This is a genomic window from Streptomyces sp. NPDC006208 (assembly GCF_040613775.1).
In the GTDB taxonomy this organism is placed as follows: Bacteria; Actinomycetota; Actinomycetes; order Streptomycetales; family Streptomycetaceae; genus Streptomyces.
Window position 1 is genome coordinate 106454 of the sequence record NZ_JBEXSW010000015.1, and the last position, 23963, is coordinate 130416.

Genomic DNA, 23963 nt, shown 5'->3' on the forward strand with positions numbered 1-23963 from the left:
CTGCGGCACGCCCTAGGCGGGCGTGGTGGTGGGGGACGTGGTGGCGGGGCCGTGGGCCTCGGCAGCGGCGGCCTCGGGGGCGGCCGGCAGGCCCGCCGAGGTGTAGGCGGCGCGTTCGCTCACGGTCGGCGAGAGCGCGACGAACGCCGAGGTCACGAAGAGGTAGGACCCGAGACCAACGGCGAGGGGGAAGATGAACTGCATCGCCGAGGCCCCGGGCAACGGGCCGCCGGCCGGCGTGACCTCGACGCCGACCGCGAGCATTCCCGTGTAGTGCATGCTGCTGACCGCCGCTCCCATGACGAGCGACGCAACGGCGACGGCCACGGGTGCCTTGATGTTGAGCGCCGCCCACAGGGCCGCGGTCGCCGCCACCACCGCGATGACGACGGACAGGGTGACGAGCAGCGGGTCGTAGTGCACGGAGCCGTGCAGTCTCAGAGCTGCCATGCCCATGTAATGCATGCTGGCGACGCCGAGTCCGGTGGCGAGTCCGCCGATCAGCAGGGCCCTGCCCCGGTCACGGCCGAACCCGACCCAGAAGACGCCCGCGCCGACGACGAGCATGGCGACCAGCAGGCTGAGGATGGTCAGCGGCACGTTGTAGCGGATGTCCGTGCCGCGGACGGCGAAGCCGAGCATGGCGACGAAGTGCATCGTCCAGATACCGGTCCCGATGGCGGAGGCCGCGGTGATCAGCCAGTTGCGACGGGAGCGGCCGGTGGTGCCGAGGGCGCGCACGGTGCAGCGCAGCCCGAGGGCAGCGCCGATGACGGCCATCACGTATGACAGCGCGGGTGTCAGCAAGCCGAAAGCGGCGTGGTCCAGGTGTCCCATGGCTCAGGGACGCTAGACCCGAGGGGGACGCACGCCGGGGGCGCGGTTCGAAAGCTGACGGAATATGACAGAGAGATGTGTATGAACGATCGCGCCAAGTTCGAACGTGCGCACCGAACGGTCACGTGACGTACCGACGAGTCATGGCGGATCATGTGCACATGGCCGACGACCACACACACGTCCAGGAGTTCTTCGGCGCCCGGGCCGCCGACTGGGACACGCGCTTCCCCGACGACGGTCCGGCTTACGCGGCAGGCGTCGCGGAGCTCGGACTCGGCCCCGGGGACGCCGTGCTCGACGCGGGCTGCGGCACGGGGCGCGCCTTGCCGTTCCTGAGGTCGGCGGTCGGGCCGGACGGCACGGTCCTCGGCATCGATCTCACGCCCGGGATGCTGGATGCGGCCCGGCGTGCCGGACGGGACACGAGCGGCAGCCTCCTGCTCGCCGATGTGGCCGCGCTGCCCCTGCGGGGCCGTTGTCTGGACGCGGTGTTCGCGGCAGGACTCATCGCCCACCTGCCTCAGCCGCAGGAGAATCTGCGGGAGTTGGCGCGCGTGGTGCGGCCCGGCGGACGGCTGGCGCTGTTCCATCCCATCGGCCGGGCGGCGCTCGCCGCCCGGCAGGGGCGGCAGATCACCGCGGACGACCTGCGCGCCGAGCCCAATCTCCGTGCGCTGCTCGCCGGTTCGGGCTGGCGGATGACGTCCTACACGGACGAGGACGCCCGCTTCCTGGCACTGGCGGTCCGGCAGGGCGAGGAGACGGAGCCCGGCGCGGCCGCCGTGGCGCCAGGGCACTGATGCCGGACAGATGCCGCCACCGGTTCTCGCCGCTGCCGGCGATCTGCACTCGCGCGGCCGACCCGACTCCGCGTGAGGATGGAAGACTTCAACCGAAGCGGCGTCCGCCGCTCCCTGGGAAGGTGGTCCGTGTGTTCGGCCGAATCCGCTCGTTCTTCGCTGCCCGCGCTGCCCTCCGGGCCGCCCGGCTGGCGCCGCCCGCGGTCCCGCGCCCCCGCCCGCCGCAGCACAACATCTTCGAGGCAGCCGCGGTCTATGTGACGGCGTGCACCGAGGACGACCAGGACCGGATCGACGAAGCGACGCGCTGGGTGTCCCCCGAGGCGCTCATGTTCGGAGTGAACGAGCTGGCCTGCCGGGCCGTGATCGCCCTCGCCCGCGAGCGGGACGAGCCGGTGCACAGGGTGGCTCACAGCCTCCTCGGGCTGCCGAGCCAGGATGCGGGCTCATCACATTAGCTTCACCGCCCCTCGACGTGCGGCTCGGCCAGTGGTTATGGTGCGCCGACGAACGATCGGACGGGGAGGTGCCGTGGCCGGGGCGGAGGAAGCCGTCGACGACGACGCGCTGTTTGTGCTGACCGCGGTGCTGCTGACACCCGCGCAGTTCCCGAGTGTGCTCGGCGACGACTATCCAGCCGCGTGCGAGGCGCTGGACCTCGAGCCGTACGCCGAGGGATACGGACTGGTCCTCGGCCAGGACTCCGCGGGCGCCCGCTGGACGGTGGTGATCGACGACGTGTCGCTCGTCGCGGTCGCCATCGCCTCCTGGGACTGCGGCATGGAGTACGACCTGTCGCCCGACGAGCGCTCGGTCGTGTGCGCGCTGCCGGGCTGGCCGCTCGCGGTCGCGGTCGCGGCTCCTGGTGTGCCCGACCCGCACGACCCGGAGCCCGAGGCGGGTGACCGGACGCCGCTCGCCCCGCCGGACACGGACGCCTGGGGGCCGGCCCAGCGCCGGCTCGGGGCGGACGAAGTCGCTCTCCAGTGGGCCACGTGGCGGGACCAGATCGATGACGCCCAGGTGCTGCCCTCACCGGACACGCCGGAGGCGGAACTCAAGCAGCCCAACGCCGGCGTGCTCCGCGCGCTGGAGCAGGCGCGCGCGTACGTGGAGGCGGCCCCGCCGCCCGGTCGTGTCCGCTCCTCCTTCGCCCCGGGCGGGGCACGGACGCTGCGCGCCGACGGGCCAGGCTGGTCGATGGTGGCCAGGACCGACGACATCGCGTTCGTGCTCCTCGACGAGGAGCCCTGCGAGGTACTGCCGGTCGGGCGAGGGCCCGAGCTGCCGGGGCTGCTGGAGGCGCTGGACAAGATGGCCGTGCGCCCGTCCTGAGCCCGCGGCTCTGCCGTGAAGCGGGCGGCGATGCGCACAGGCGCATGCTGCTCCGGCGTCGGCCTGCCGACGCGGACCCGGTCGCGGCTACGGCCTCCCCGACAAGCCCGCCCCGCCGTGTGAACCGCGCGGAGAGATCGTGCGGACCGTCGGGACCACCGGCGCACCGCTCGCAACCCATGCGCACCGCGCGACGGCCTTGGCGCACCGCCCGCGGACCGTATGCGGTCGCCAGGTCCGCGGGCGGGGTCCTGGTCACTGTCTCGCGCGGCACCGGAAGTCCGCTGCACATCCGCTTCAGACACGCTCGAGCGCGCGGTGCGGCCTTTCGGGCAGCTCGACCGTGATCGGGTCACCAGGCCTGACCACGCCTCCCGCCCTGACGACGCCCATGATTCCGGCCTTGTACACGACGGCGCCGTTCTCGTCGCGTCCGACGACCCGCTTGAGCAGGCCTTTGCGGAAGGCATCGATCTGCGCACACGGATTTCGCAGGCCGGTGACCTCGACGACAGCTTCGGATCCCAGCCGCAGCAGGGTCCCGGTGGGCAGGGCGAGCAGGTCGATCCCGACGGTGGTGACGTTCTCCCCCAGGCTGCCGGGCGAGACCTCGTGCCCGGCCGCGCCCAGCTCGTCGAACAGCTCCTGGTGGATGAGATGGACCTGCCGGAGATTGGGCTGCGTGGGGTCCTGTGCGACACGCGAGCGGTGTCTGACCGTCACCCCGGCGTGGACGTCGCCCTCCACGCCGAGTCCCGCGAGCAATGTGATGCTCTCGCGCGTCGGCTTGGTGAACGCGTACTCCCTGTTGCTGCTGACCGCGGTGACCGCTGCACCCATCGCCCCGGGCTCCCCTCCGTGCCGGTGATCACGGGCGACCTTGCCCCCGCTGCCCCGGCACGGTTCGAAAGGTTGGATCAGCGCCCTATCTCCTTGCGGGAGACCCGGCGCAGCCTGCGGCGCTGGCTCGGGTCCAGCATGAAGTAAGCGGCTGTCGGCACGCCGAGAACCACCAGCAGCGACCACCAGAAACCGATCAGCGGCCACAGGAGCAGACCGACGGCCACTCCCCCGATCACGATCTTTGTACGTGTCGACATTTCCGACGCCTCCTTCGCGGCCGTGGCCGCTCCTGCTGTGAGAACGCGCACGCCCGCCCGACGGTTCCAGTAGCGGCATACGGCCGCTCGGAGCGGATCAAGCGTACGTACCGGCGGCACTCGGCGGCCATGGCGCCACCACCCGGAACGGACCGGGGGCAGGCCGGTGACCGGGGGCGGCGTCACCACAGTCCACGGGCAACCGCTCCCGCGTGATCCACATCACCGGAGCCGTTCCCGGCGCGAAGGGCGTTCGGTGGGGTACCCTCGGCGACTCGGACCGCAGTAGTCAAATTTGAGGAATGCGCATCGCTGTGCACCGGCTCTCCACGGCAACACCCTGCCCGCTCACCGGGTCCCCCCTCGCCGAACTGATCCACTGCTCCGCCGTCTTCGTGCCCGGCGACCCCGCCCGCACCGGCCGCGTCGCCTTCTGGCACCCCGACGGCGGCGAACTCCCGTCCGGCCCCGGCTCCGTCGAGCCGCTCACCGTGGTCACGAGCGACCTGCGGACCGCAGCCGTACCGGCGATCCACCTGTCCGTACGTCACGCGCTGCCCGTCCTGACCAGGGCACGCACGGCACACGCCGCCTCGACGTCCGCGGCCTTCTGGGGCGCGGCCGCCCTGCTCGCCCTCCACCTCACCGCGCGCGGACTTCTGTTGCCGGGGCTGAGCACCTCGGACACGGACGTCTGGCGCGCCGGCCCGCTCACGCCCGAGGACCTGGAGCGGGTGCGTACGCTCGCGGCGTCGATGCCGCCCGCCGCGCACTGCACCCCGCTGGACGCGACGGCCGACCCGCTCCTGCTGCCCGAACCCGAGCGTTTGCTGCGGCAGTTCCTCGACGCGGTCGCGGACACCCTGCCGCGCACTCCGGCGGCCCCGCAGGCCGCGGGCGGCCCGGCCTTCGCGGCGCACGAGCCGCAACGGCTCCCCGGCCGGCGCGCCTGGGCGGCGGACGTCGCCGCCGGACATGACGCGGGCGTACGGCTGTCGCTGCGCATCGAGGTGCCGGGCCTCGAGCAGACAGCGGACGCGACCAGCGCCGGGCCCACATTCCGTGCGGTGCTGCAGATGCACAGCGTCGCCGATGCGGCGCTCGTCGCCGACGCCGCGGACGTCTGGGCGGCGAGCGGTCCCTCGGCCGCGGCGTTCGGGCCGCGCGCCCGCCTGGACGCGCTGCTCGCACTGCGCCGCGCGGCGCGCGCCTGGCAGCCGCTCGCGCCACTGCTGCACGCCGCGGTACCCGATGCGATCGGACTCGCCGACGAGGAGATCACCGAGCTTCTGGGCGACGCGACCCGCGCGCTCGCGGCCGCCGGCGTCCAGGTGCACTGGCCCAGGCAACTGGCCCGCAAGCTCACCGCGCGTGCCGTCATCGGTCCGCCGGAGGAGGGAGCACAGCCGCCGGACGACGGCTCGTCCGGGCTGCCGTCGTTCCTGTCGGCGGACGCGCTGCTCGCCTTCAACTGGCGTTTCGCGCTGGGCGGCACGGAGCTGACCCGGGCGGAACTGGACCGGCTCGCCGAGGCCGGCCGGCCTCTGGTGCGCCTGCGCGACGAATGGGTGCTCATCTCCCCGGACGAGGCACGGCGCGCCCGCGACAGCCAGGACCGCAAGGTCTCCCCCATCGACGCGCTCGGTGCAGTGCTGACCGGCTCCACGGAAGTCGAGGGGCGCCGCGTGGAGGTGGCGGCTTCGGGTCCGCTGGAGGGGCTGCGAACACGGCTCGCCGACCGGGAGGGCGGCGCCCCGGAGATCGGTCAGCCCGCGGCGCTCGCCGCAACGCTGCGGGACTATCAGCTGCGCGGCCTGGGCTGGCTGAACCGCATGACCTCGCTCGGTCTCGGTGCCTGCCTCGCCGACGACATGGGCCTCGGGAAGACGATCACCCTGATCGCGCTGCATCTGCACCGGCAGACGGTCGAGTCCGCCGCGGGCCCCACCCTGGTCGTGTGCCCGACGTCGCTGATGGGCAACTGGCAGCGCGAGATCGAGCGGTTCGCGCCCGGCGCCTCCGTACGCCGCTTCCACGGCGGCGCACGCAGTCTCGATGCGCTCGGCCAAGGCGAGTTCGTGCTCACCACCTACGGAACGATGAGACTGGACGCGGCCCGGCTCGGCGAGGTCGCCTGGGGCATGGTGGTCGCCGACGAGGCCCAGCACGTCAAGAACCCCTACTCCGAGACGGCCAGGCAGCTGCGCTCGATCGGGACGAAGGCCCGTGTCGCACTCAGCGGCACCCCCGTGGAGAACAATCTCTCCGAACTGTGGGCCATCCTCGACTGGACCACCCCGGGGCTGCTCGGCCGGCTCGGCCCCTTCCGCACCCGCTACGCCCGGGCGGTGGAGGGCGGCGACCCGGCGGCCGCACAGCGACTGGCGGCGCTGGTACGGCCGTTCCTGCTGCGCAGGCGCAAGTCCGACCCGGGCATCGCACCCGAACTGCCGCCCAAGACCGAGACCGACCGGGCGGTGTCGCTGACGCGCGAGCAGACCGTGCTGTACGAGGCGGTCGTGCGCGAGACCCTCGCCGCCATCAGCGAGGCGGGCGGCATGGAGCGGCGCGGCCTCGTGGTCAAGCTGCTCACCGCGCTGAAGCAGATCTGCAACCATCCGGCGCAGTACGTAAAGGAGCACAGCCCCGGGGCGGAAGGGCCGCGGATCGCGGGCCGTTCGGGGAAGCTGGAGCTGCTCGACGAGCTGCTGGACACGATTCTCGCCGAGGACGCCGGCGTTCTCGTGTTCACCCAGTACGTGCAGATGGCCCGGCTCCTCGAGCAGCATCTGGCGGCGCGTGGGATCCGTACGCAGTTCCTGCACGGCGGGACCCCTGTCGCCGAACGGGAGGCGATGGTTGGGCGCTTCCAGAACGGTGAAGTGCCGGTGTTCCTTCTGTCGTTGAAGGCGGCGGGCACCGGGCTGAATCTCACCAGGGCCGAGCATGTCGTGCACTACGACCGCTGGTGGAACCCGGCCGTCGAGGCGCAGGCGACCGACCGGGCCCACCGCATCGGCCAGGACCGGCCGGTGCAGGTGCACAGGCTGATCACCGAGGGAACGATCGAGGACCGGATCGCACAGATGCTGGCGCGCAAGAAGGAGTTGGCAGACGCGGTCCTCGGCACCGGTGAGGCCGCGCTGACGGAACTGACGGACGCGGAGCTGGCCGAGCTGGTGGAACTGCGAGGGACTGATCGATGAGCGAGCCGGAACGGACATTCGCCGCTTTGCCTCCCGCGAGCGGGAGGGGCTTCGCACGGACGTGGTGGGGGCGCAACTGGCTGCAGGCGCTGGAGGACACGGCCCTCGACAGCGAGCAGCTGAAGCAGGGCCGCAGGCGTGCGCGCGAGGGTGCGGTCGGCGCGGTGTCGGTGCGTCCCGGGCGGATCACCGCGGTCGTACGGGACCGGGACGGCACCGCGCACCGCAGCGATGTGCTGCTGCAGGAACTGACCGAAGAGCAGTGGGACCGCCTCCTCGACATGGCGGTGGACCGCGCAGGTCACATCGCGGCGCTCCTCGACCACGAGATGCCACCCCATCTGGTGGAGGACGCGGCAGCCGCCGGGGTCGAACTGCTCCCGGGCATCGGCGATCTGGAGCCGGAGTGCAGCTGTGAGGCATGGGACCACTGCCCGCACACGGCCGCGCTGGCCTACCAGATGGCACGGCTGCTGGACGAGGATCCGTTCGTGCTGCTGCTGATGCGGGGGCGCGGAGAGCGCCGCCTCCTCGACGAGCTGCAGGTGCGGAGCGGGACGCGGGCGCATGTGCCCGGACAGGACCACGGCGAGGAGCCCGGAACGGCGGGCGTACGGGCGGACGAGGCGTTCGCCGCCTGTGGCATCCTGCCTCCGCTGCCCGCTCTGCCTCCACTGCCGCCCGAGCCGGGACCGGGACCGGCGCTGGACACCGAGACAGCGCCGGAGCCGCCTCTCGACCCCGCGGCGCTGGAGTTCCTGGCCGCGGATGCGGCGTCGCGTGCCCACCGGATGCTGGCACAGGCGCTGACACCCGGCGGTCAGGAGCCGTCGGCGGAAGCGGAACTGACGCAGGATCAGGATGCTGTACGGATGGCGGCGCAGCTGCCGGGCCCGGTGATCACGTCCCGGCTGGCAGCGGCCACCGCACGGCAGCCGGCGCAACTGGCCCTTGCGGTAAGGGCATGGGGGTACGGCGCCGCGGCAGGGCTCGCGGTCCTCGAGGAGGAGTGGACGCCCGATGCCGAGCTGCTCGCGCGGGCGACGACGGCGCTCGACGAGGCATGGGACGCCGCCGACCGGCCACAGCTGCGTTCGGCGGGACCGGCCCGCTGGACGGTGGCCGGTGCCCAGGCGCAACTCCGGCTGAGCGCGGACGGCCGCTGGTGGCCGTACCGCAAGGAGCGCGGCGTGTGGGCGCCGGCGGGCCCGCCTGCCGCCGACCCGGCGACGGCCCTGGCGGGCGCGACGGGCGACGCAGGCTGAGCCGGTCCTCCAGGCCCCCGGGGGCCCACCGCATGGGGGCCTCCAGGTCGTCGCGCTCGACCCCAAGGACGAGCGCGATTCCGGCCGCCGGGAGTCCGCCGACAGGATCGGGCGGACTCCCGGCAGCGCCGCGGGCAGGGCACACAACTCGAGCCCGCCTGCCTCGGCTTGGGAGCGTGCACGCCCGCATGACGGCCTCGCTTCGTATCGCGTTCACCGAGCCGTCGTGCCGCGTTCGGGGTGGACGATCAATCTGGCGCTGTCGTCCGTACCGTCGGCCAGGAGGCCCCATGTCCCCGCACGCGCGCACGCAGCGCACCGTCGTCCGACGCTCTCTCGCGGTGGGCCTGCCGCTCGCGCTCGTGTCGGCGATCGCCGTCGCCGGGACCGCCACGGGCACGACACAGCACGGCGGACGTGATGCCGGCCCGCGGGTGACCGGCAGCGCCGTTCTCGGCGAGATTCCGCTCGCGCAGTTCAGCAACCGGCTGCTTCCCGGCACGGTCGGCGACGACCGCGGGGTGGACCTCGGCGGTCTCGGCAGCGACATCTACCCGGCGGGCCGCAAGGGCGAGTTCTGGACGGTGACCGACCGCGGCCCGAACGGGCAGATCAAGGTCGACGGCAAGAAGCGCCGCACCTTCCCGGTGCCCGGTTTCGACCCGGCGATCGTCAAGGTGCGGGTCAGCGGCGACACGGTGCGCGTGCTCCGTGCCATCCCCGTCACGACCGCCGAGGGCACCGCCGTCACGGGTCTGCCGAACCAGGCGAAGCGCGACGAGGCGCCGTACACGTACAACGCGCGGACGCCGTTGTCGTACGACCCGAACGGCCTGGACACCGAGGGCATCGTGCGGGCGCAGGACGGCAGCTTCTGGCTCGCCGACGAGTACGGCCCCTCCCTGGTCCATGTTTCCCCGCGAGGCCGCGTCCTGGCCCGGTACGTCCCCAAGGGTCTCGGACTGGAGGGCGCCGACTACCCGGTCGTGGAGGCGCTGCCCGGCATCCTGCTGCAGCGCAAGATCAATCGCGGCTTCGAGGGGCTCGCCCTGCTGCCCAACGGTGATCTGGTGCTTGCCGTGCAGAGTCCGCTGTCCCTGCCGGACCAGGACGCCGGCGAGGGCTCCCGCAACGCCCGCCTGCTGCGCTTCTCGCCCAAAAAGCGTGCCGTGACGGCGGAGTACGCCTACCGCTTCGACCCGGTGGGCGTCGTCGACCCGGGTGAGGACGACACCTCGGAGCTCAAGATCTCCTCGCTCGTGGCGATCGGCGGCAACAGTCTGCTGGTGCAGGAACGCACCGATCGCACCTCGCGGCTGCACCGGGTGGCGCTGCCGGGGGGCGCGGGCATCCTGGGCGGCGTGTGGGACGACCCGACGACCTCCCCCTCGTACGAGCAGTTGGAGGACCCTGCGGCGGCGGACGTACCGGTGCTTGGCAAAGAGCTCGTGATCGACCTCGGCACGGTGGCAGGTGTGCCGGGCAAGGTCGAGGGGGTCGCGCTGGTGGGGCGGCGCACCCTCGCGGTCGTCAACGACAACGACTTCGGGATGACGGACGGCCCCGAGGCGTTCGACGCCGAGGGACGTCTGGTGGACAGCGGTGTGGAGACGTCGGTGACCTTCGTTCGGCTGTCCAGGCCGCTGCTCGGTTGACCCGCTTCCGGTGACGGGCGGCAGGTGACGCGGCCTCAATCCGGCAGGGAGCAACGGTGGTCGGCGGATCGGGGCGTCTGACGCGCGCCGGCCGGGAGGCGGTGCCGTGGGGACACGTGCGGTGCCGGGTTCCACCGGAAAGGGTCCCCGGCGCGGCATCCTCGTCCTGGACCGCACGACCCTGCCCCCCACCAGGAGATCCCCATGGACCGTCGAAGTCTGCTCCGGCGCGCCGCTGCGACAGCCGCGGGCGGCGTACTGCTGCCCGCGGGTGGTGCCCGGGCCGCCGCACCGGCCGCCGTCCGGGCCGGTACCGACCATCCGTCCGCCCAATGGCGCCCCGCCGCCGCGTCCAACTACACCGCCTCCAACAGGCCTTCCGCCCATCCGGTGCGGTACGTGGTCATCCATGTGACCCAGGAGACCTACGCCAACACCCTGGCGGTCTTCCAGAACCCGGCGAAGAAGGTGTCCGCGCACTACGTGGTGCGCTCGTCGGACGGTCAGGTCGCCCAGTGCGTACGGGAGCGCCACATCGCCTGGCACGCGGGCAACTGGACGTACAACACCCAGAGCATCGGCATCGAGCACGAGGGCTGGGTGAACAGGCAGGCGTCCTTCACCCATGCGCTGTACGAGCGGTCGGCGGCCCTGACCGCGACCGTCTGCGACCGCTACGGCATCCCGAAGGACCGGGCCCACATCATCGGCCACAACGAGGTGCCCGGCGCCACCCACCGCGACCCGGGCCCCTACTGGGACTGGTCGCGCTATATCCGTCTCGTCAATTTCGCCTGACGCACGGGCGCTTGTCGGTCCCCGCAGCCTGGTTCACGATGGGCCGCGGGAGGCCGAGTTGAGCGATACATGGGTGGCCCTTGAGCCCGGCACGGATCCGGCGGAGCGCATCGCCGCCCTGCGCCGGGCGCACAACGCGTATCTGACGGCGGGACGGGTCGAGCAGCCCGTGCGTCCCGTCGTCGCCGACTCCTGGCGGCGCTCGGCCCGGGCGCGGGTCAGTCCGGAGGGTGTGGCGGGTGTCGAGCTGGCCGGTGAGGATCTGGGCGCCTACCGCGAGAGCCATCCGCTGGCGCGGGTGATGCCACTGGTGAGGGAGCTGACGGGCGCCTACGCCATGGACGGGGAGCATCTGGTCGCCGTGTGCGACGCGTACGGCCGGCTGCTGTGGGTCGAGGGTCCGCCGGCGACCCGCCGCAAGGCGGGCCGGATGAACTTCGTGCCCGGTGCGCGCTGGGCCGAGGCGGTCGCCGGGACGAACGCGCCAGGGACGGCGATCACCGTGGACCGGCCGGTGCAGGTGTTCGCCGCCGAGCACTTCCGCCGCCCTGTGCAGTCATGGACATGCGCCGCGGCTCCGATCCACGACCCGGGAACAGGGCGGGTGCTCGGCGCGGTCGACATCACCGGCGGGGACCGGCTGGCCCATCCGCACAGCCTGGCGTTCGTCGGGGCGGTGGCCCGGGCCGCCGAGTCGCAGCTGGCGCTGCTCGCACCGCCTGTCGCGGCCGGCTCCGTCCGACTGAGCGCGCTGGGCCGGGACGAGGCGCTGCTGACGGCCGGGGGACGGACGCTTCGGCTGAGCCGACGCCACAGCGAGATCCTCGCGGTACTGGCGGCCCGCCCCGAGGGCTTCGGCGGCGACGAACTGCTGGTGGCGCTGTACGAGGACGAGTCGGTCAGCTCGGTCACGCTGCGCGCGGAGCTGTCGCGGCTGCGGCATCTGCTCGGCCCGGAGCTGCTGCTCTCACGCCCGTACCGTCTCGCCGTGCCCGTCGAGGCGGATTTCCGGACGGTGGCCCGGCAGCTGGCGTCGGGCGCGGTGACCGGTGCGCTCGGCGCGTATCCGGGCCCGCTGCTGCCCGCTTCGCAGGCGCCCGCGGTCGCGCGTACCCGCGAGCGGCTGGCCAATCAGCTGCGTACGGCGCTGATCGCGCGCGGCGACCCGGGGCTGCTCGCGGACTGGGCGTACAGCCCGTGGGGCGAGGACGATCTCGCCGTGTGGCAGGCGCTGGCCTGCGCGCTGCCTGTGGAGCAGCGTCCCGCGGCACAGGCCCGCGCGCAGGAGCTGGACCGGCTGCAGGGCTGCTGACGGCCCTCCGGAGTGGCCCGCACACCCGTACCGAACAATGGTGCGACCACTCCTGGTACCGATTGCCCGCTCCCGCACTGCGGACCCGGTCCGCTCTCCGTAGGGTCATTGGGTGGAGCACCCAGGCGGTGCCCGGCCGTCCGACCCCGGAGGTGCGCGATGCCGGAGCTGTTCATCGGTGGCGAGTGGACCACCGCCGTCGACGGGCAGGTGCGCGAGATCCGCTGCCCCGCAGACGGCACGCTCGTGGCCGTGGTCGACGAGGCGGGCCCGAAGGACGCGGCTGCGGCGGCCGCCGCCGCGCGCGACGCCTTCGACAGCGGTCCGTGGCCGCACACACCGGCCGCCGAACGCGGCCGGCTGCTGCTCCGCGTCGCCGATCTGCTGGAGCGCGACAAGGACGCACTCGCCCGCGCCGAATCCCTGGACACCGGGAAGCGGCTCGTGGAGAGCGAGTACGACATGGACGACATCGCCGCCTGCTTCCGCTACTTCGGACACCTGACGGCGGCAGGCGGCACCGACAGGATCGTGGACACCGGGAACCCGCGGACGGACAGCCGGGTGGTGCACGAACCGGTCGGGGTGTGCGCCCTGATCACCCCGTGGAACTATCCGCTGCTGCAGACCGCGTGGAAGGTCGCCCCCGCGCTCGGCGCGGGCAACACCTTCGTCCTCAAACCGAGCGAACTGACGCCGCACACCGCCGTCATGCTGATGCGGCTGCTGACCGAGGCAGGACTGCCCGCCGGGGTGGCCAATCTCGTCCTCGGGGCGGGGCCGGCCGTCGGCGCGCCGCTCACCGAGGACCCCAGGGTCGATCTGGTGTCCTTCACAGGCGGTCTGGTGACCGGGAGGCGCATCATGGCCGCCGCCGCGCCCACGGTGAAGAAGGTCGCCCTGGAGCTCGGCGGCAAGAACCCGAACGTCGTGTTCGCCGACGCGGACTTCGAGGCCGCCGTCGACCACGCCCTGATGGCGGTGTTCCTCCACTCGGGCCAGGTCTGTTCCGCCGGGGCACGGCTGCTGGTGCAGCACACCCTGCACGACCGGTTCGTCGACGAGCTGGTCCGGCGGGCCCGGGCGATCCGGGTGGGCGGCCCGTTCGATCCGGAGGCCCGCACAGGTCCGCTGATCTCGGCCGCGCACCGGGACAAGGTCGCGGCGTACGTGGCTGCAGGGCTGGCCGAGGGTGCGGTGCTGCGCTGCGGCGGCAACCCACCGCCGGATCCGGCGCTGGCCGACGGTTACTACTATCTGCCGACCGTGCTGGACGAGTGCACACCGGGCATGTCGGTGGTGCGCGACGAGTCGTTCGGCCCGGTGCTCACCGTCGAGCGCTTCCGTGACGAGGAGGAGGCGGTCGCGGTCGCCAACGACACGATGTACGGGCTGGCCGGCGCGGTCTGGTCGCAGGACGTCGGCCGGGCCCAGCGGGTCGCGTCCCGGCTGCGGGCCGGCACGGTGTGGATCAACGACTTCCATCCGTATGTGCCGCAGGCGGAGTGGGGCGGGATGAAACAGTCCGGCTTCGGCCGCGAGCTCGGCCCGGCAGGCCTGGCCGAGTACCAGGAAGCCAAGCACATCTGGCGGAATCTGGACCCGCGGCCGCAGAGGTGGTTCGAATGACGACGGACAAGGCCGCCGCGGCGCCGGGGGCCGGCGGAGGCGAACACGACGACGATTCGCTCACCGAACTGGGCTACCGCCCCGAACTGAAACGCACGCTCGGCAACTTCCACACCTTCGCCGCCGGGATCAGCTACATCTCGATCCTGACGGGCACCTTCCAGCTGTTCTACTTCGGCATGGCCTTCGGCGGCCCCGCCTACTGGTGGTCCTGGCCGATGGTGTTCGCCGGCCAGCTGATGGTGGCGCTGTGCTTCTGCGAGCTGGCGGCCCGCTATCCGGTGGCCGGATCGGTCTACAACTGGTCGAAGAAGATGGGCGGCCCGCATGTGGGCTGGCTCGGCGGCTGGATGATGATGACGGCCACCATGGTCACGCTGTCGGCCGTGGCGCTCGCGTACCAGATCACGCTGCCGCGGATCGACGCCGGGTTCCAGTTCGTGGGCGACGGGAGCGGTGAGAACGACGCGGCGGCCAACGCCGTCCTGCTGGGCTCGGCGCTCATCCTGTTCTCGACGCTGGTCAACGCATTCGGGGTCAAGCTCATGGCCCGGATCAACTCCGCCGGGGTGTTCATCGAGCTGATCGCCGCCGTCGCCCTGATCATCTTCCTGGCCGCGCACATCACCCGCGGGCCCAGCAGCGTGCTCTTCGACACCGCCGGCAAGGGCGCCGGCGAGCCCCTCGGCTACCTGGGCGCCTTCCTCACCGCCTCGCTCGCCTCCGCCTATGTGATGTACGGCTTCGACACGGCCTCGTCGCTCGGGGAGGAGTCGCACAACCCCAGCCGCAACGCGCCCCGCGCGATCCTGCGGGCGCTGATCGCCTCGTTCGTCATCGGCGGTTTCATCCTGCTGTTCGCTCTGCTGGCCGTACCGGACCTGCAGTCGGACGAGCTGGCCACAGAAGGCCTGCAGTATGTGGTGCTGGCGACCCTCGGAGCGACCATCGGCGAGATCTTCCTGTGGTGCGTGGTCGTCGCGATCACCGTCTGCGTCCTCGCGGTGCATGCCGCCGGCATCCGGCTCATGTTCGCGATGGCCAGGGACAACAACCTCCCGGCGGGTTCGGTGCTCGCCCGGGTCAGCCCCCGCTTCCGGACCCCGGTGGTTCCCGCGGTCGTCATCGGCGTGGTGGGGGTGGTCATCCTGGTCATCAACATCAACCAGCCGCAGATCTTCTCGGTGATCACCAGCATCGCCATCATCATGATCTATCTGGCGTATCTGCTGGTCACGCTGCCGATGCTGATCCAGCGCCTGCGCGGCCGCTGGCATCCGAAGGAGGGCCGGTTCTCGCTCGGCCGGCTGGGACTTCCGATCAACATCCTGGCCGTGCTGTGGGGTGCGGCGATGTCCCTCAACCTCGCCTGGCCGCGCGCCGAGGTCTACAACGCCACCGGGGACCAGCACTGGTATCTGCGCTGGGGCGCGTTCCTGTTCATCGGCATCGTCGCGGTCGGCGGCTTCGCCTACTACTGGTTCGTGCAGCGTCACAGGACAGGGGTGCTGGCCGAGCATGCCACGCGTACGGCCGCCGAACCCACGTCACCTTCCTGATGACCTCCCTCGACCCCCTGGTCCCTCGATCCTGGAGACGCCATGGCCTCTCAAGCCCTGCCGCCCGAATTCGACTATGTCGTGGTCGGCGGCGGCACCGCCGGTGCGGTCGTCGCCGCACGGCTGTCGGAGGACCCCGAGGTCAGTGTCTGTGTGCTGGAGGCGGGCCCCTCCGACGTCGGTGACGAGAGCATTCTGCGGCTGAACCGGTGGATGGAGCTGCTGGAATCCGGCTACGACTGGGACTACCCGGTGGAGCCGCAGGAGAACGGCAACAGCTTCTTGCGGCACGCCCGGGCCAAGGTGCTCGGCGGCTGCTCCTCGCACAACTCCTGCATCGCCTTCTGGGCGCCGGCCGAGGATCTGGACGAGTGGGCGGCGATGGGCTGCACCGGCTGGAGCGCGGCGGACTGCTTCCCGCTGTACCAGCGGCTGGAGACCAACGACGCGCCCGGTGACCACCACGGCCGCTCCGGGCCGGTGACGATTCGCACCGTGCCGCCCGACGACCCCTGCGGAACGGCGCTGCTGGCCGCCTGCGCGGCGACGGGCATCCCGACCAGACCGTTCAACACGGGACGTACGGTCGTGCGCGGCGCGAACTGGTTCCAGATCAACGCCCGTTTGGACGGCACCCGTTCCTCCGCCTCGGTCTCCTACCTGCATCCCGTTCTCGGCAAGCGGCCGAACCTCGATGTGCGGACGGGGCTGCAGGCCGAGCGGCTGCTGTTCGACGAAGGCCCGCGCTGCTCGGGTGTGGAGTATCTGCAGCCCGACACGGTCCATTCCGCAGTGGTACGGGCCCGTCGCGAGGTGATCGTGTGCTGCGGGGCCATCGACTCGCCGAAACTTCTGATGCTCTCGGGCATCGGGCCCGCCCGGCATCTGCGGGAGAGCGGGGTGGAGGTCCGGGTCGACTCCCCCGGGGTCGGATCCCATCTCCAGGACCATCCCGAGGGAGTGATCATGTGGGCGGCGAAGCAGCCCATGGTCACCACCTCCACCCAGTGGTGGGAGATCGGTGTCTTCGCCGACACCGAACCGGGCCTGGACCGGCCGGATCTGATGCTGCACTACGGCTCGGTGCCCTTCGACATGAACACCTACCGGCGCGGCTACCCGACCACGGACAACGCGTTCTGCCTCACCCCCAACGTCACCCGGGCGCGCTCGGAGGGGACCGTGCGGCTGCGCAGCCGGGACTTCCGGGACAAGCCGAAGGTCGACCCGCGGTACTTCACGCACGAGCACGACATCCGGGTGATGATCTACGGGCTGCGCCTGGCGCGCGAGATCGCGTCCCAGGCCCCGCTCGCGCCGTGGGCCGGCGCCGAACTCGCGCCCGGCCCGGACACCACGACCGACGAGGAGCTGTTCTCGTACATCCGCGACACCCACAACACCGTGTACCACCCGGCTTGCACGGTCAGGATGGGTGCGGCCCATGACCGTTCCTCCCCGCTCGACCCGCAGCTGCGGGTGAAGGGCGTCAGCGGGCTGCGGGTGGCGGACGCGTCCGTGATGCCGTTCCTGCCCGCGGTCAATCCGTGCATCACCACGATGATGATCGGCGAGAAGTGCGCGGATCTGATCAAGGCGGGCTGACGGGGGCGGGTGGCCGAGCGCACCCGACCGCAACCTGGTTGCAACGTTGTGACTCCTAGCCTCGCGGCGCGTGCCGTCCAACGTCGGACGGCACCCTCACCGGGAGGTTGGACATGACCCGTTACGCAGCGCCCGGTACGGACGGCGCGATCGTCTCGTACGAGTCCCGCTACGACCACTGGATCGGCGGCGCCTACGTCCCGCCCGCCCGCGGGCAGTACTTCGAGAACCCGAGTCCGGTCAACGGCAGGCCCTTCACCGAGGTGGCCCGTGGCACGGCCGAGGACGTGGAGCGGGCGCTGGATGCGGCGCATGCCGCCGCACCGGCGTGGGGACGGACCTCCCCCGTCGAACGTGCCGCCGTCCTGCTCAGGATCGCGGACCGGATGGAGGCGAACCTCGAACGGCTCGCGGTGGCCGAGAGCTGGGAGAACGGCAAGCCGGTGCGTGAGACTCTGGCCGCCGACATTCCGCTCGCCATCGACCACTTCCGCTACTTCGCCAGCGCCGTGCGCACCCAGGAGGGTTCGCTCAGCGAACTCGACGACGACACGATCGCCTACCACTTCCATGAGCCGCTGGGTGTGGTCGGGCAGATCATTCCGTGGAACTTCCCCATCCTGATGGCGACCTGGAAGCTGGCTCCGGCGCTGGCGGCGGGCAATGCGGTGGTGCTCAAGCCGGCCGAGCAGACCCCTGTGTCCATCCACCTGTTGATGAGCATGGTCGCCGATCTGCTGCCGCCGGGCGTGGTGAACATCGTCAACGGCTTCGGCGAGGAGGCGGGCAAGCCGCTCGCGTCCAGCAACCGGGTCGCGAAGATCGCGTTCACGGGAGAGACCGCGACAGGGCGGCTGATCATGCAGTACGCCTCCGAGAACCTCAAGCCGGTCACGCTGGAGCTCGGCGGAAAGTCGCCGAACATCTTCTTCGACGACATCTGGGCGGTCGATGACGAACTGCGCGACAAGGCACTGGAGGGCTTCACGATGTTCGCCCTCAACCAGGGTGAGGTGTGCACCTGTCCGTCGCGGGCGCTGATCGGGAGCGGGCACTACGGCGAGTTCCTCGAGGCCGGCATCGCCCGCACGGAGCTGATCGTGCCCGGCAATCCGCTGGACACCGAGACGATGATCGGCGCGCAGGCGTCCAACGAGCAGCTCCAGAAGATCCTTTCGTATCTGGACATTGGCCAGCAGGAGGGTGCGAAGGTACTGAGCGGGGGTCAGCGCATCGAGCACGGCGGCGAGTTGGCGGGCGGCTACTACGTGCAGCCGACGATCTTCGAGGGCGACAACCGTATGCGGGTCTTCCAGGAGGAGATCTTCGGCCCGGTCGTCGCCGTCACGTCCTTCTCCGACTTCGAGGACGCGATCTCCGCGGCGAACGACACGCTGTACGGGCTCGGCGCGGGTGTCTGGACCCGCGACATCAACACCGCGTACCGCGCGGGCCGGGCCATCCAGGCGGGCCGCGTGTGGACGAACTGCTACCACGCGTACCCGGCGCATGCCGCCTTCGGCGGCTACAAGCAGTCGGGTATCGGCCGCGAGACGCACCGGATGATGCTGGACCACTACCAGCAGACGAAGAACCTGCTGGTGTCGTACTCGCCGAAGAAGCTCGGCTTCTTCTAGGGCCAATAAGAGGGCGCCTGAACTGGGCTGCTTCCCGTGGCGCCCTCTGCGCTATCCGATTACAAAGCAGCCCGGATTGCGTCGACTATCCCAACTCCTCCCACCGGTCTCCCACTCCTGACCAGCAGTTGCGGACCACTCGCGGACCAGATCCGGCACTCAGCCCTGGGGAACTCGGCGTAGTGCCGGAAGAGCACTTCAATGCTCTGCCCGGCTCGGCGCGCGCATTCGGCCGGGGTCCACGTCAGAGTGCAGCCAGTAGGAGATCCCGGCGTGCTGAAGGTCGTAAGGCCTCGTGGCAGCCGGCGGAGGTGCCCCCAGTCGCTGTAGGACGTTCAGTATGCGGCTACGCCTTCCCGCGGCGGTACCACGATCAGAGGGCAGGTCGCCTGATGGAGGAGCACATGGCTCACCGAGCCGAGCAGCATGCCGCGAAAGCCGCCGAGCCCGCGGGACCCGACCACCAGGCACCGCGCATTTGCGGCCGTGTGGGCCAAGGCCCGCGCCGGGTGGCCATACCTCACCCGATAGTCAACCTCAACCTCCGGGTACTTCTCCCGCCAGCCCGCTGTCGCTTCCGACAGCTCGGTCCTGGAGCGATTCTCGACATCGGCCCGCTCGCCGCCTACCGCCCGCTCGCGATGCAGGTAGCGCACCATGACCGCCCCCAGTCGAGCCCCGGACACCGCGGCCTCTTCGAAGGCGAACGCCATGGCATCGCGGGAATTGGCGGACCCGTCGACCCCCACGACGACCAGGGGCGGCTCGCCGACGGCGTACTCGGGTTCGCGGGCCACCGCTACCGGGCACCCGGCATGGGCGGTGAGGGTGACCCCAAGGGGGGAGACGGTGAACAGGTGCTCCGCCACGTTCGGCCGCTTCGCACCCACCACCAACAGAGCGGCCTCTGCACCCTGTTCCACCAGCACCCGGGCTCGCGGACCGTCAGCGGAACGCGCCTCGACCTCCAAGCCCGGATGGCGTGCGTGGACGAACTCCACAGCCTCGCGCAGCACCGCCTCTCCGCCGGACCGGAAATGGGCGCTCCAGGTGCGCTCCGGGTGGGGGACGTGGGGGTCGGGGTCTGCTCCCGGCGGCCATTCCAGCGCGTGTACCAGCCGCAGCGGCAGCTGCCGCAGCGCGGCTTCGTCCGAGGCCCAGGCAAGGCCGGTTCTGCTTGCGTCGGATTGGCTGACTCCGGCGACTACGGGCGTACGCCCGTGGGCATGGGGGGCGGGGGCCGTAGGCATCTTGGCTCTCTCCTTCACTGTGACAGCGCCGGCACACCGGCCCCATCAGCCTCGCCGCACCGCCCGCCACACGCGAGGGCCATCAGGTGGCCGCCGGGGGACCACTGGTCCCGGCTTGAGGCGCACCCCAGATGTCGCGGCCGTGCCCAGCCCCCGGACGTGACTTGGTGGGACCGCCATTCCCCCACCAGCCGACGGATCGAACGACAGCCGGACACCCCGGGAGCGGGCCCGGCGAACCGACGGGCCGCCATATCGTCGGGTCTTTCCCCGGCCTCAGCGAGCCAAAGGTGAGCATGCGGACGTGTCGCAGGAAGAGTTCACGTCTCGCTCGTGACGCATCTCCGCCTCGGCCTTCACCTACCTGCCCGTGTTCGATGCCGGACTGCAGGGCGACATCAGTGCCCAGGTGGCTCAGGCGCACGGCGACATGGTGCTGCCATGGCGGCAGAAGTTCCACACGGTGGACGTGGTCGAGAAGCCGGTCCCGGGTTCTGCTACGCGGCAGCTGTCGGCGGCCGCCGGGGGCGCCGGTCTGGTGGTGGTCGGCCGGTCGCATCCGGCGCGGTCCGCTGGAGCCCGCACATCGGCCATGTCGCCCACGCCGTCATCGAACACGCTGCGTCGCCCGTCGCCGTGGTGGCCCACGACTGGCCGGCCGCGGCCCAAACCGAACCGCCCTGGACGGACCCGTCCAGGGCGGTTGCGGTGTAGCAGGGCGCGTGGTCCCATGCACGCGGTGTCAGGGGTGCGGTACGACCGCGACTGCACCGGGCGCGTGGTGGAGAACAGCATGGGCAACTGAGCCAAGACGGCGCAGGCCCGTGTCGTGGGTGCGGCGTCCGACGACCACGAGGCTCGCGCGGCCGCTGTTGGACAGCAGAACCTCCGAGGCTGCGCCGAGCTCGACATGCTCGATGACATCCACATCGGGGTACTTCTGGCGCCAGGGCCCCAGGGCGTCGGCCAGAATCTCCTTGTGCAGCGGCTCCAAGCCACCCGCCTGATCGGCCAGCCACATCGATCCCGGACTCCAGGACAGTACCGACGGGATGCTCCAGGCGCGTACAGCTCGAAGTGTCGCTCCGCGTTCGGCGGCGGCCGCGAAGGCGAACTCGACGACTGGGCCGCCGACTTCCTCTGCCTCCTGGACGCCGACGACGACCTCGTCGAAGCGCTGTTGCACTGTGGTCTGCCTCGGCCCGCGCACCATGACGACCGGCCCGGCCGCCTGGCGCAGCACCTGCAGAGACACAGAACCCACCAGATAGCCGGTCAGCGTGCCGTAGCCGCGAGAGCCCAGCACCAGCATCTCGGCCCGCGCGGCTTCGGCGACGAGCGTCGGTACGGGGTCATCGACCAGCAGCTCGGTAGTGACGTTCAGGTCCGGGTACACCTTGGCCATGCGGGCTTCCGCCTCGTTCAGCACATTACGCACCCACCGCTCCTCCGTAGCACGGTCCCCGATGTACACCGTGTCGGTGCCGCGCCACACCCAGGCGTGCACCAGGCGCAGGTCCATCCCCCGGCGCGCCGCCTCGTGCGCCGCCCAGTCCGCGGCGGCGAGGGCGTGGTCTGTTCCGTCCAGTCCAACGGTGATGGTGCCAGGCATGGTCGCCTCCCGGTGGTGCCGCCGCGGTCAGTATTCGCAACGGACTTGCTGACTTCGTGAGGTAGACGATTACAGAGGAGGGACCGGCGGTGCCTGGGCCGATCGTCCCTGGCCCGGGTCCTCTCGGCCCTGTTCCACGCTGTACCGACCACCGCCGAGCCGGGAACGATCCCTGCACCGCGCTCGGGCCCCTACGCAGTCGGGGCTACGACCGGCGTCTCCCCTCGTCGGGCGAACGTCGGCCGTACGTGGGGGAGCGCCATCAGCTCGCGGGCGATGGCCTGTGCCCAGGAGCCGACCCGCTCACGGTCACGGAAATCCCCGCCTCGCCGGGTCGACCGCTTCTCCCGAGTCGCAGTCGTATGCAAGTGATCGCGCAAGTCCGCCCGAACCGGCCGTGACTGGCCAGCGCGCCCGCCGCCCCATACAGATTTCGCGACGCATCTCAGGCGTCCTGCCCGGAGCTGACAGCCGGGACCGCAACGGCCGAGACGGATCGCCCCAACAGGTCTGCCGCCACAGGGCCGTTCGGCCGTGCGGCAGGGCCGTTCGGCCGTGCGGCAGGGCCGTTCGGCCGCAGCGTACTCACCGGCCCCACCGGGAGATTGAGCACGCACACCGCTCATCGCGCTCACTCGTGAAAGGTACTGACAGGCATGGTCGTTCACCTTCCTCCGCGGCGGCACACCGGTATCCGTATTCCGTCGTGGCATCGAGCCGGGACGACCCGAACCGGCGACGGCGCGCAGCCCCGGTCCGTGACCGGCGCCCTTGCCCGCCCTGCCGCCGCCGCCCGCGTTCTGATCGGTTTCGTGTTCCTCTGGGCGTTCTTCGACAAGGCCTTCGGATGGGGCTACGCCACGCCCTCCGCCCGAGCCTGGATCAACGGCGGCTCACCGACGAAGGGATTCCTCGGCGGCGTCGCCGTCGGACCGCTGGAGTCGACCTTCCATTCCTGGGCCGGCGACACCTGGGCCAACTGGCTGTTCATGCTGGGCCTGCTGGGCATCGGGGCCGCTCTCGTGTCCGGCATCGCACTACGGCTCGCCGCCGCCGCAGGCACCGTGATGATGGCGCTGATGTGGGCAGCGGAGTGGCCGCCGGCCAAGCACCTCTCCGACGGAGCCCCCAGCATGTCGTCGAACCCGGTCATCGACTACCACGTCATGTACGCGGTGATCCTGATCGTTCTCGCCGTTGCCGCCGCGGGCCGTACCTGGGGGCTCGGCAAAGTCTGGCAGGAACTCCCGTTCGTACGCCGCAACTGCTGGCTGCTCTGACCGTCGACCGGGGTAGCGCGACGCGCTACCCCGGGTGTCCGCGCCGTCGGGACTCGCCCACGGCTGAAGAGAGTGGATCGCACATGACCGTACGCATAGGAATCAACGGGTTAGGCCAGGTCGGCCGCACCTATCCGCGCGCCGCGCCGGACAAGGCCGACGCCGACGCCTCACCGATCGAGGTCGTTGCCATCAACGACCTCGCATCACCCGAAGCACTGGATCATCTGCTCGCGAATGACTCGACGCAGGGGCGCCTGGGCGCTGAACGACTGTGACCGCGTCCGCCCGGCGCCACGGAACCGCCCGCAGCGGCCTTGTGCTCGAGCTGCGGGCCATCGAGGCCATGGTCCTCGACACCGACGGGGTGATCACCGACTCCGCCCAGGTCCACGCGGCCGTCTGGAAGACAGCCTTCGACGCCTGTCTGCGTGACCACCCGCACGAAGACGGTCGGCAACGCCTGCCGTTCGACCTCCAGCGGGACTATCTGCGCTATGTCGACGGCAAGTCCCGGCTGGACGGCGCCACGTCCTTCTTGATGAACCGCGGGGTGCCGGTGCCGACGGGCACCCCCGGGGACCCGCCGGGGACCGGCACGGTCGTCGCAGTGGCGGCCCGGAAAGAACAGCTCTACAGCGAACGGCTGCGCGGCCCGGGCATCGACGCCTACCCGGGGTCCGTGCGTCTGCTGCACGCCCTGCACTACGAGGGCATACCGCTCGCGGCTGCCTCCGCATCCCACCACGCCCGTGAGCTCCTCACTCGCGCCGGGGTCCTGGGCCTCTTCGCCGAGCTGGTGGACGGCGATGAGGCCGCTCGACTTCACCTGCCCGGTAAACCGGACCCGGCTCTGTTCGTGGAAGCCGCCCGCAGGCTGAACGTCCCGGTCGCCCGCACAGCGGTCGTCGAGGACGCCTTGGCAGGCGTCCAGGCAGGGCGACGTGGCGGATTCGGCCTGGTCATCGGCGTGGACCGCGCCGCCGGACCCGACACCGCGGCTGACCTGCTGCGGCACGGCGCGGACTTGGTGGTGCGCGACCTCGCGGAACTGCTCTCGCCCGGAACCGAGGACTGACC

The 23963-nt window shown here is 71.3% G+C and carries 20 protein-coding genes; 15 read left to right on the forward strand and 5 right to left on the reverse strand.

Going from position 1 to position 23963, the window contains the following annotated elements; all coding sequences use genetic code 11:
- Positions 1-12 precede the first annotated feature (12 nt).
- Positions 13-837 (reverse strand): MHYT domain-containing protein, encoded by an 825-nt coding sequence (locus ABZ208_RS14850; RefSeq protein WP_356909880.1) that lies wholly within the window; start codon positions 835-837, stop codon positions 13-15.
- A 161-nt stretch (positions 838-998) separates the two neighbouring features.
- Here ABZ208_RS14850 and ABZ208_RS14855 point away from each other — a divergent pair, with 161 nt between their 5' ends.
- The 3 genes from ABZ208_RS14855 to ABZ208_RS14865 all read left to right on the forward strand — a co-directional run bounded on the left by ABZ208_RS14855 (position 999) and on the right by ABZ208_RS14865 (position 2975).
- Positions 999-1640 (forward strand): methyltransferase domain-containing protein, encoded by a 642-nt coding sequence (locus ABZ208_RS14855; RefSeq protein WP_356909918.1) that lies wholly within the window; start codon positions 999-1001, stop codon positions 1638-1640.
- Between the two features lie 188 nt (positions 1641-1828).
- The gene (locus tag ABZ208_RS14860; RefSeq protein ID WP_356909919.1) at positions 1829-2098 is read left to right on the forward strand and encodes a hypothetical protein; all 270 of its coding nucleotides are present in this window, start codon (positions 1829-1831) and stop codon (positions 2096-2098) included.
- A 73-nt stretch (positions 2099-2171) separates the two neighbouring features.
- The gene (locus ABZ208_RS14865) at positions 2172-2975 is read left to right on the forward strand and encodes a hypothetical protein (RefSeq protein WP_356909881.1); all 804 of its coding nucleotides are present in this window, start codon (positions 2172-2174) and stop codon (positions 2973-2975) included.
- Between the two features lie 297 nt (positions 2976-3272).
- On the opposite strand, the gene ABZ208_RS14870 is transcribed toward ABZ208_RS14865, so the two are convergent.
- The gene (locus ABZ208_RS14870; RefSeq protein ID WP_356909882.1) at positions 3273-3815 is read right to left on the reverse strand and encodes an MOSC domain-containing protein; all 543 of its coding nucleotides are present in this window, start codon (positions 3813-3815) and stop codon (positions 3273-3275) included.
- 77 nt (positions 3816-3892) lie between these two features.
- Positions 3893-4075 (reverse strand): hypothetical protein, encoded by a 183-nt coding sequence (locus ABZ208_RS14875; protein WP_328392724.1) that lies wholly within the window; start codon positions 4073-4075, stop codon positions 3893-3895.
- Positions 4076-4377: 302 nt separating this feature from the next.
- Between ABZ208_RS14875 and ABZ208_RS14880 the strand changes: the two genes are divergently transcribed.
- The 9 genes from ABZ208_RS14880 (at position 4378) to ABZ208_RS14920 (ending at position 18741) form a co-directional block, all read left to right on the forward strand.
- A complete protein-coding gene (locus ABZ208_RS14880; protein WP_356909883.1) occupies positions 4378-7281 on the forward strand; it encodes a DEAD/DEAH box helicase in 2904 nt (967 codons plus the stop codon).
- Entirely contained in the window at positions 7278-8546 is a 1269-nt protein-coding gene (locus tag ABZ208_RS14885) for an SWF or SNF family helicase (RefSeq protein WP_356909884.1), read from the forward strand. Before ABZ208_RS14880 ends, ABZ208_RS14885 begins: the two co-directional genes overlap by 4 nt.
- Positions 8547-8836: 290 nt before the next feature.
- Positions 8837-10201 carry an esterase-like activity of phytase family protein gene (locus tag ABZ208_RS14890; protein ID WP_356909885.1) on the forward strand — a complete coding sequence of 455 codons (1365 nt, stop codon included), beginning with the start codon at positions 8837-8839 and terminating at the stop codon, positions 10199-10201.
- Between the two features lie 204 nt (positions 10202-10405).
- Positions 10406-10999, forward strand: coding sequence for a peptidoglycan recognition family protein (locus ABZ208_RS14895; protein WP_356909886.1), 594 nt, complete (start codon positions 10406-10408; stop codon positions 10997-10999).
- A 58-nt stretch (positions 11000-11057) separates the two neighbouring features.
- A complete protein-coding gene (locus ABZ208_RS14900; RefSeq protein ID WP_356909887.1) occupies positions 11058-12311 on the forward strand; it encodes a GAF domain-containing protein in 1254 nt (417 codons plus the stop codon).
- Positions 12312-12470: 159 nt separating this feature from the next.
- On the forward strand, positions 12471-13940 hold the full coding sequence (locus ABZ208_RS14905) for an aldehyde dehydrogenase family protein (protein ID WP_356909888.1): 1470 nt from the start codon (positions 12471-12473) through the stop codon (positions 13938-13940).
- Positions 13937-15499, forward strand: a complete 1563-nt coding sequence (locus tag ABZ208_RS14910) for an amino acid permease (RefSeq protein WP_356909889.1) — start codon at positions 13937-13939, stop codon at positions 15497-15499. Before ABZ208_RS14905 ends, ABZ208_RS14910 begins: the two co-directional genes overlap by 4 nt.
- 42 nt (positions 15500-15541) lie before the next feature.
- Entirely contained in the window at positions 15542-17104 is a 1563-nt protein-coding gene (locus ABZ208_RS14915) for a GMC oxidoreductase (protein ID WP_356909890.1), read from the forward strand.
- A 113-nt stretch (positions 17105-17217) separates the two neighbouring features.
- On the forward strand, positions 17218-18741 hold the full coding sequence (locus tag ABZ208_RS14920; RefSeq protein ID WP_356909891.1) for an aldehyde dehydrogenase family protein: 1524 nt from the start codon (positions 17218-17220) through the stop codon (positions 18739-18741).
- Between the two features lie 335 nt (positions 18742-19076).
- On the opposite strand, the gene ABZ208_RS14925 is transcribed toward ABZ208_RS14920, so the two are convergent.
- Together ABZ208_RS14925 and ABZ208_RS14930 are read right to left on the reverse strand one after the other, a co-directional pair.
- The gene (locus ABZ208_RS14925) at positions 19077-19991 is read right to left on the reverse strand and encodes a universal stress protein (protein ID WP_356909892.1); all 915 of its coding nucleotides are present in this window, start codon (positions 19989-19991) and stop codon (positions 19077-19079) included.
- A gap of 742 nt (positions 19992-20733) precedes the next feature.
- On the reverse strand, positions 20734-21603 hold the full coding sequence (locus ABZ208_RS14930) for a universal stress protein (protein ID WP_356909893.1): 870 nt from the start codon (positions 21601-21603) through the stop codon (positions 20734-20736).
- A gap of 656 nt (positions 21604-22259) precedes the next feature.
- Here ABZ208_RS14930 and ABZ208_RS14935 point away from each other — a divergent pair.
- The 3 genes from ABZ208_RS14935 to ABZ208_RS14945 all read left to right on the forward strand — a co-directional run bounded on the left by ABZ208_RS14935 (position 22260) and on the right by ABZ208_RS14945 (position 23961).
- Positions 22260-22883 carry a hypothetical protein gene (locus ABZ208_RS14935; RefSeq protein ID WP_356909894.1) on the forward strand — a complete coding sequence of 208 codons (624 nt, stop codon included), beginning with the start codon at positions 22260-22262 and terminating at the stop codon, positions 22881-22883.
- 83 nt (positions 22884-22966) lie between these two features.
- Positions 22967-23161: a glyceraldehyde 3-phosphate dehydrogenase NAD-binding domain-containing protein gene (locus ABZ208_RS14940; protein WP_356909895.1), complete on the forward strand. Its 195-nt coding sequence runs from the start codon at positions 22967-22969 to the stop codon at positions 23159-23161.
- Between the two features lie 68 nt (positions 23162-23229).
- Positions 23230-23961 (forward strand): HAD-IA family hydrolase, encoded by a 732-nt coding sequence (locus ABZ208_RS14945; protein ID WP_356909920.1) that lies wholly within the window; start codon positions 23230-23232, stop codon positions 23959-23961.
- The last annotated feature ends 2 nt before the right edge of the window (positions 23962-23963 follow it).

Coding starts and splice junctions, on each gene's coding strand:
- ABZ208_RS14915 (WP_356909890.1), top strand. CDS start 15,542: ATGGCCTCTCAAGCCCTGCCGCCCGAATTCGACTATGTCGTGGTCGGC.
- ABZ208_RS14885 (WP_356909884.1), top strand. CDS start 7,278: ATGAGCGAGCCGGAACGGACATTCGCCGCTTTGCCTCCCGCGAGCGGG.
- ABZ208_RS14935 (WP_356909894.1), top strand. CDS start 22,260: ATGGTCGTTCACCTTCCTCCGCGGCGGCACACCGGTATCCGTATTCCG.
- ABZ208_RS14925 (WP_356909892.1), bottom strand. CDS start 19,991: ATGCCTACGGCCCCCGCCCCCCATGCCCACGGGCGTACGCCCGTAGTC.
- ABZ208_RS14870 (WP_356909882.1), bottom strand. CDS start 3,815: ATGGGTGCAGCGGTCACCGCGGTCAGCAGCAACAGGGAGTACGCGTTC.
- ABZ208_RS14930 (WP_356909893.1), bottom strand. CDS start 21,603: ATGCCTGGCACCATCACCGTTGGACTGGACGGAACAGACCACGCCCTC.
- ABZ208_RS14855 (WP_356909918.1), top strand. CDS start 999: ATGGCCGACGACCACACACACGTCCAGGAGTTCTTCGGCGCCCGGGCC.
- ABZ208_RS14945 (WP_356909920.1), top strand. CDS start 23,230: ATGGTCCTCGACACCGACGGGGTGATCACCGACTCCGCCCAGGTCCAC.
- ABZ208_RS14880 (WP_356909883.1), top strand. CDS start 4,378: ATGCGCATCGCTGTGCACCGGCTCTCCACGGCAACACCCTGCCCGCTC.
- ABZ208_RS14890 (WP_356909885.1), top strand. CDS start 8,837: ATGTCCCCGCACGCGCGCACGCAGCGCACCGTCGTCCGACGCTCTCTC.
- ABZ208_RS14920 (WP_356909891.1), top strand. CDS start 17,218: ATGACCCGTTACGCAGCGCCCGGTACGGACGGCGCGATCGTCTCGTAC.
- ABZ208_RS14905 (WP_356909888.1), top strand. CDS start 12,471: ATGCCGGAGCTGTTCATCGGTGGCGAGTGGACCACCGCCGTCGACGGG.
- ABZ208_RS14875 (WP_328392724.1), bottom strand. CDS start 4,075: ATGTCGACACGTACAAAGATCGTGATCGGGGGAGTGGCCGTCGGTCTG.
- ABZ208_RS14895 (WP_356909886.1), top strand. CDS start 10,406: ATGGACCGTCGAAGTCTGCTCCGGCGCGCCGCTGCGACAGCCGCGGGC.
- ABZ208_RS14850 (WP_356909880.1), bottom strand. CDS start 837: ATGGGACACCTGGACCACGCCGCTTTCGGCTTGCTGACACCCGCGCTG.
- ABZ208_RS14940 (WP_356909895.1), top strand. CDS start 22,967: ATGACCGTACGCATAGGAATCAACGGGTTAGGCCAGGTCGGCCGCACC.
- ABZ208_RS14910 (WP_356909889.1), top strand. CDS start 13,937: ATGACGACGGACAAGGCCGCCGCGGCGCCGGGGGCCGGCGGAGGCGAA.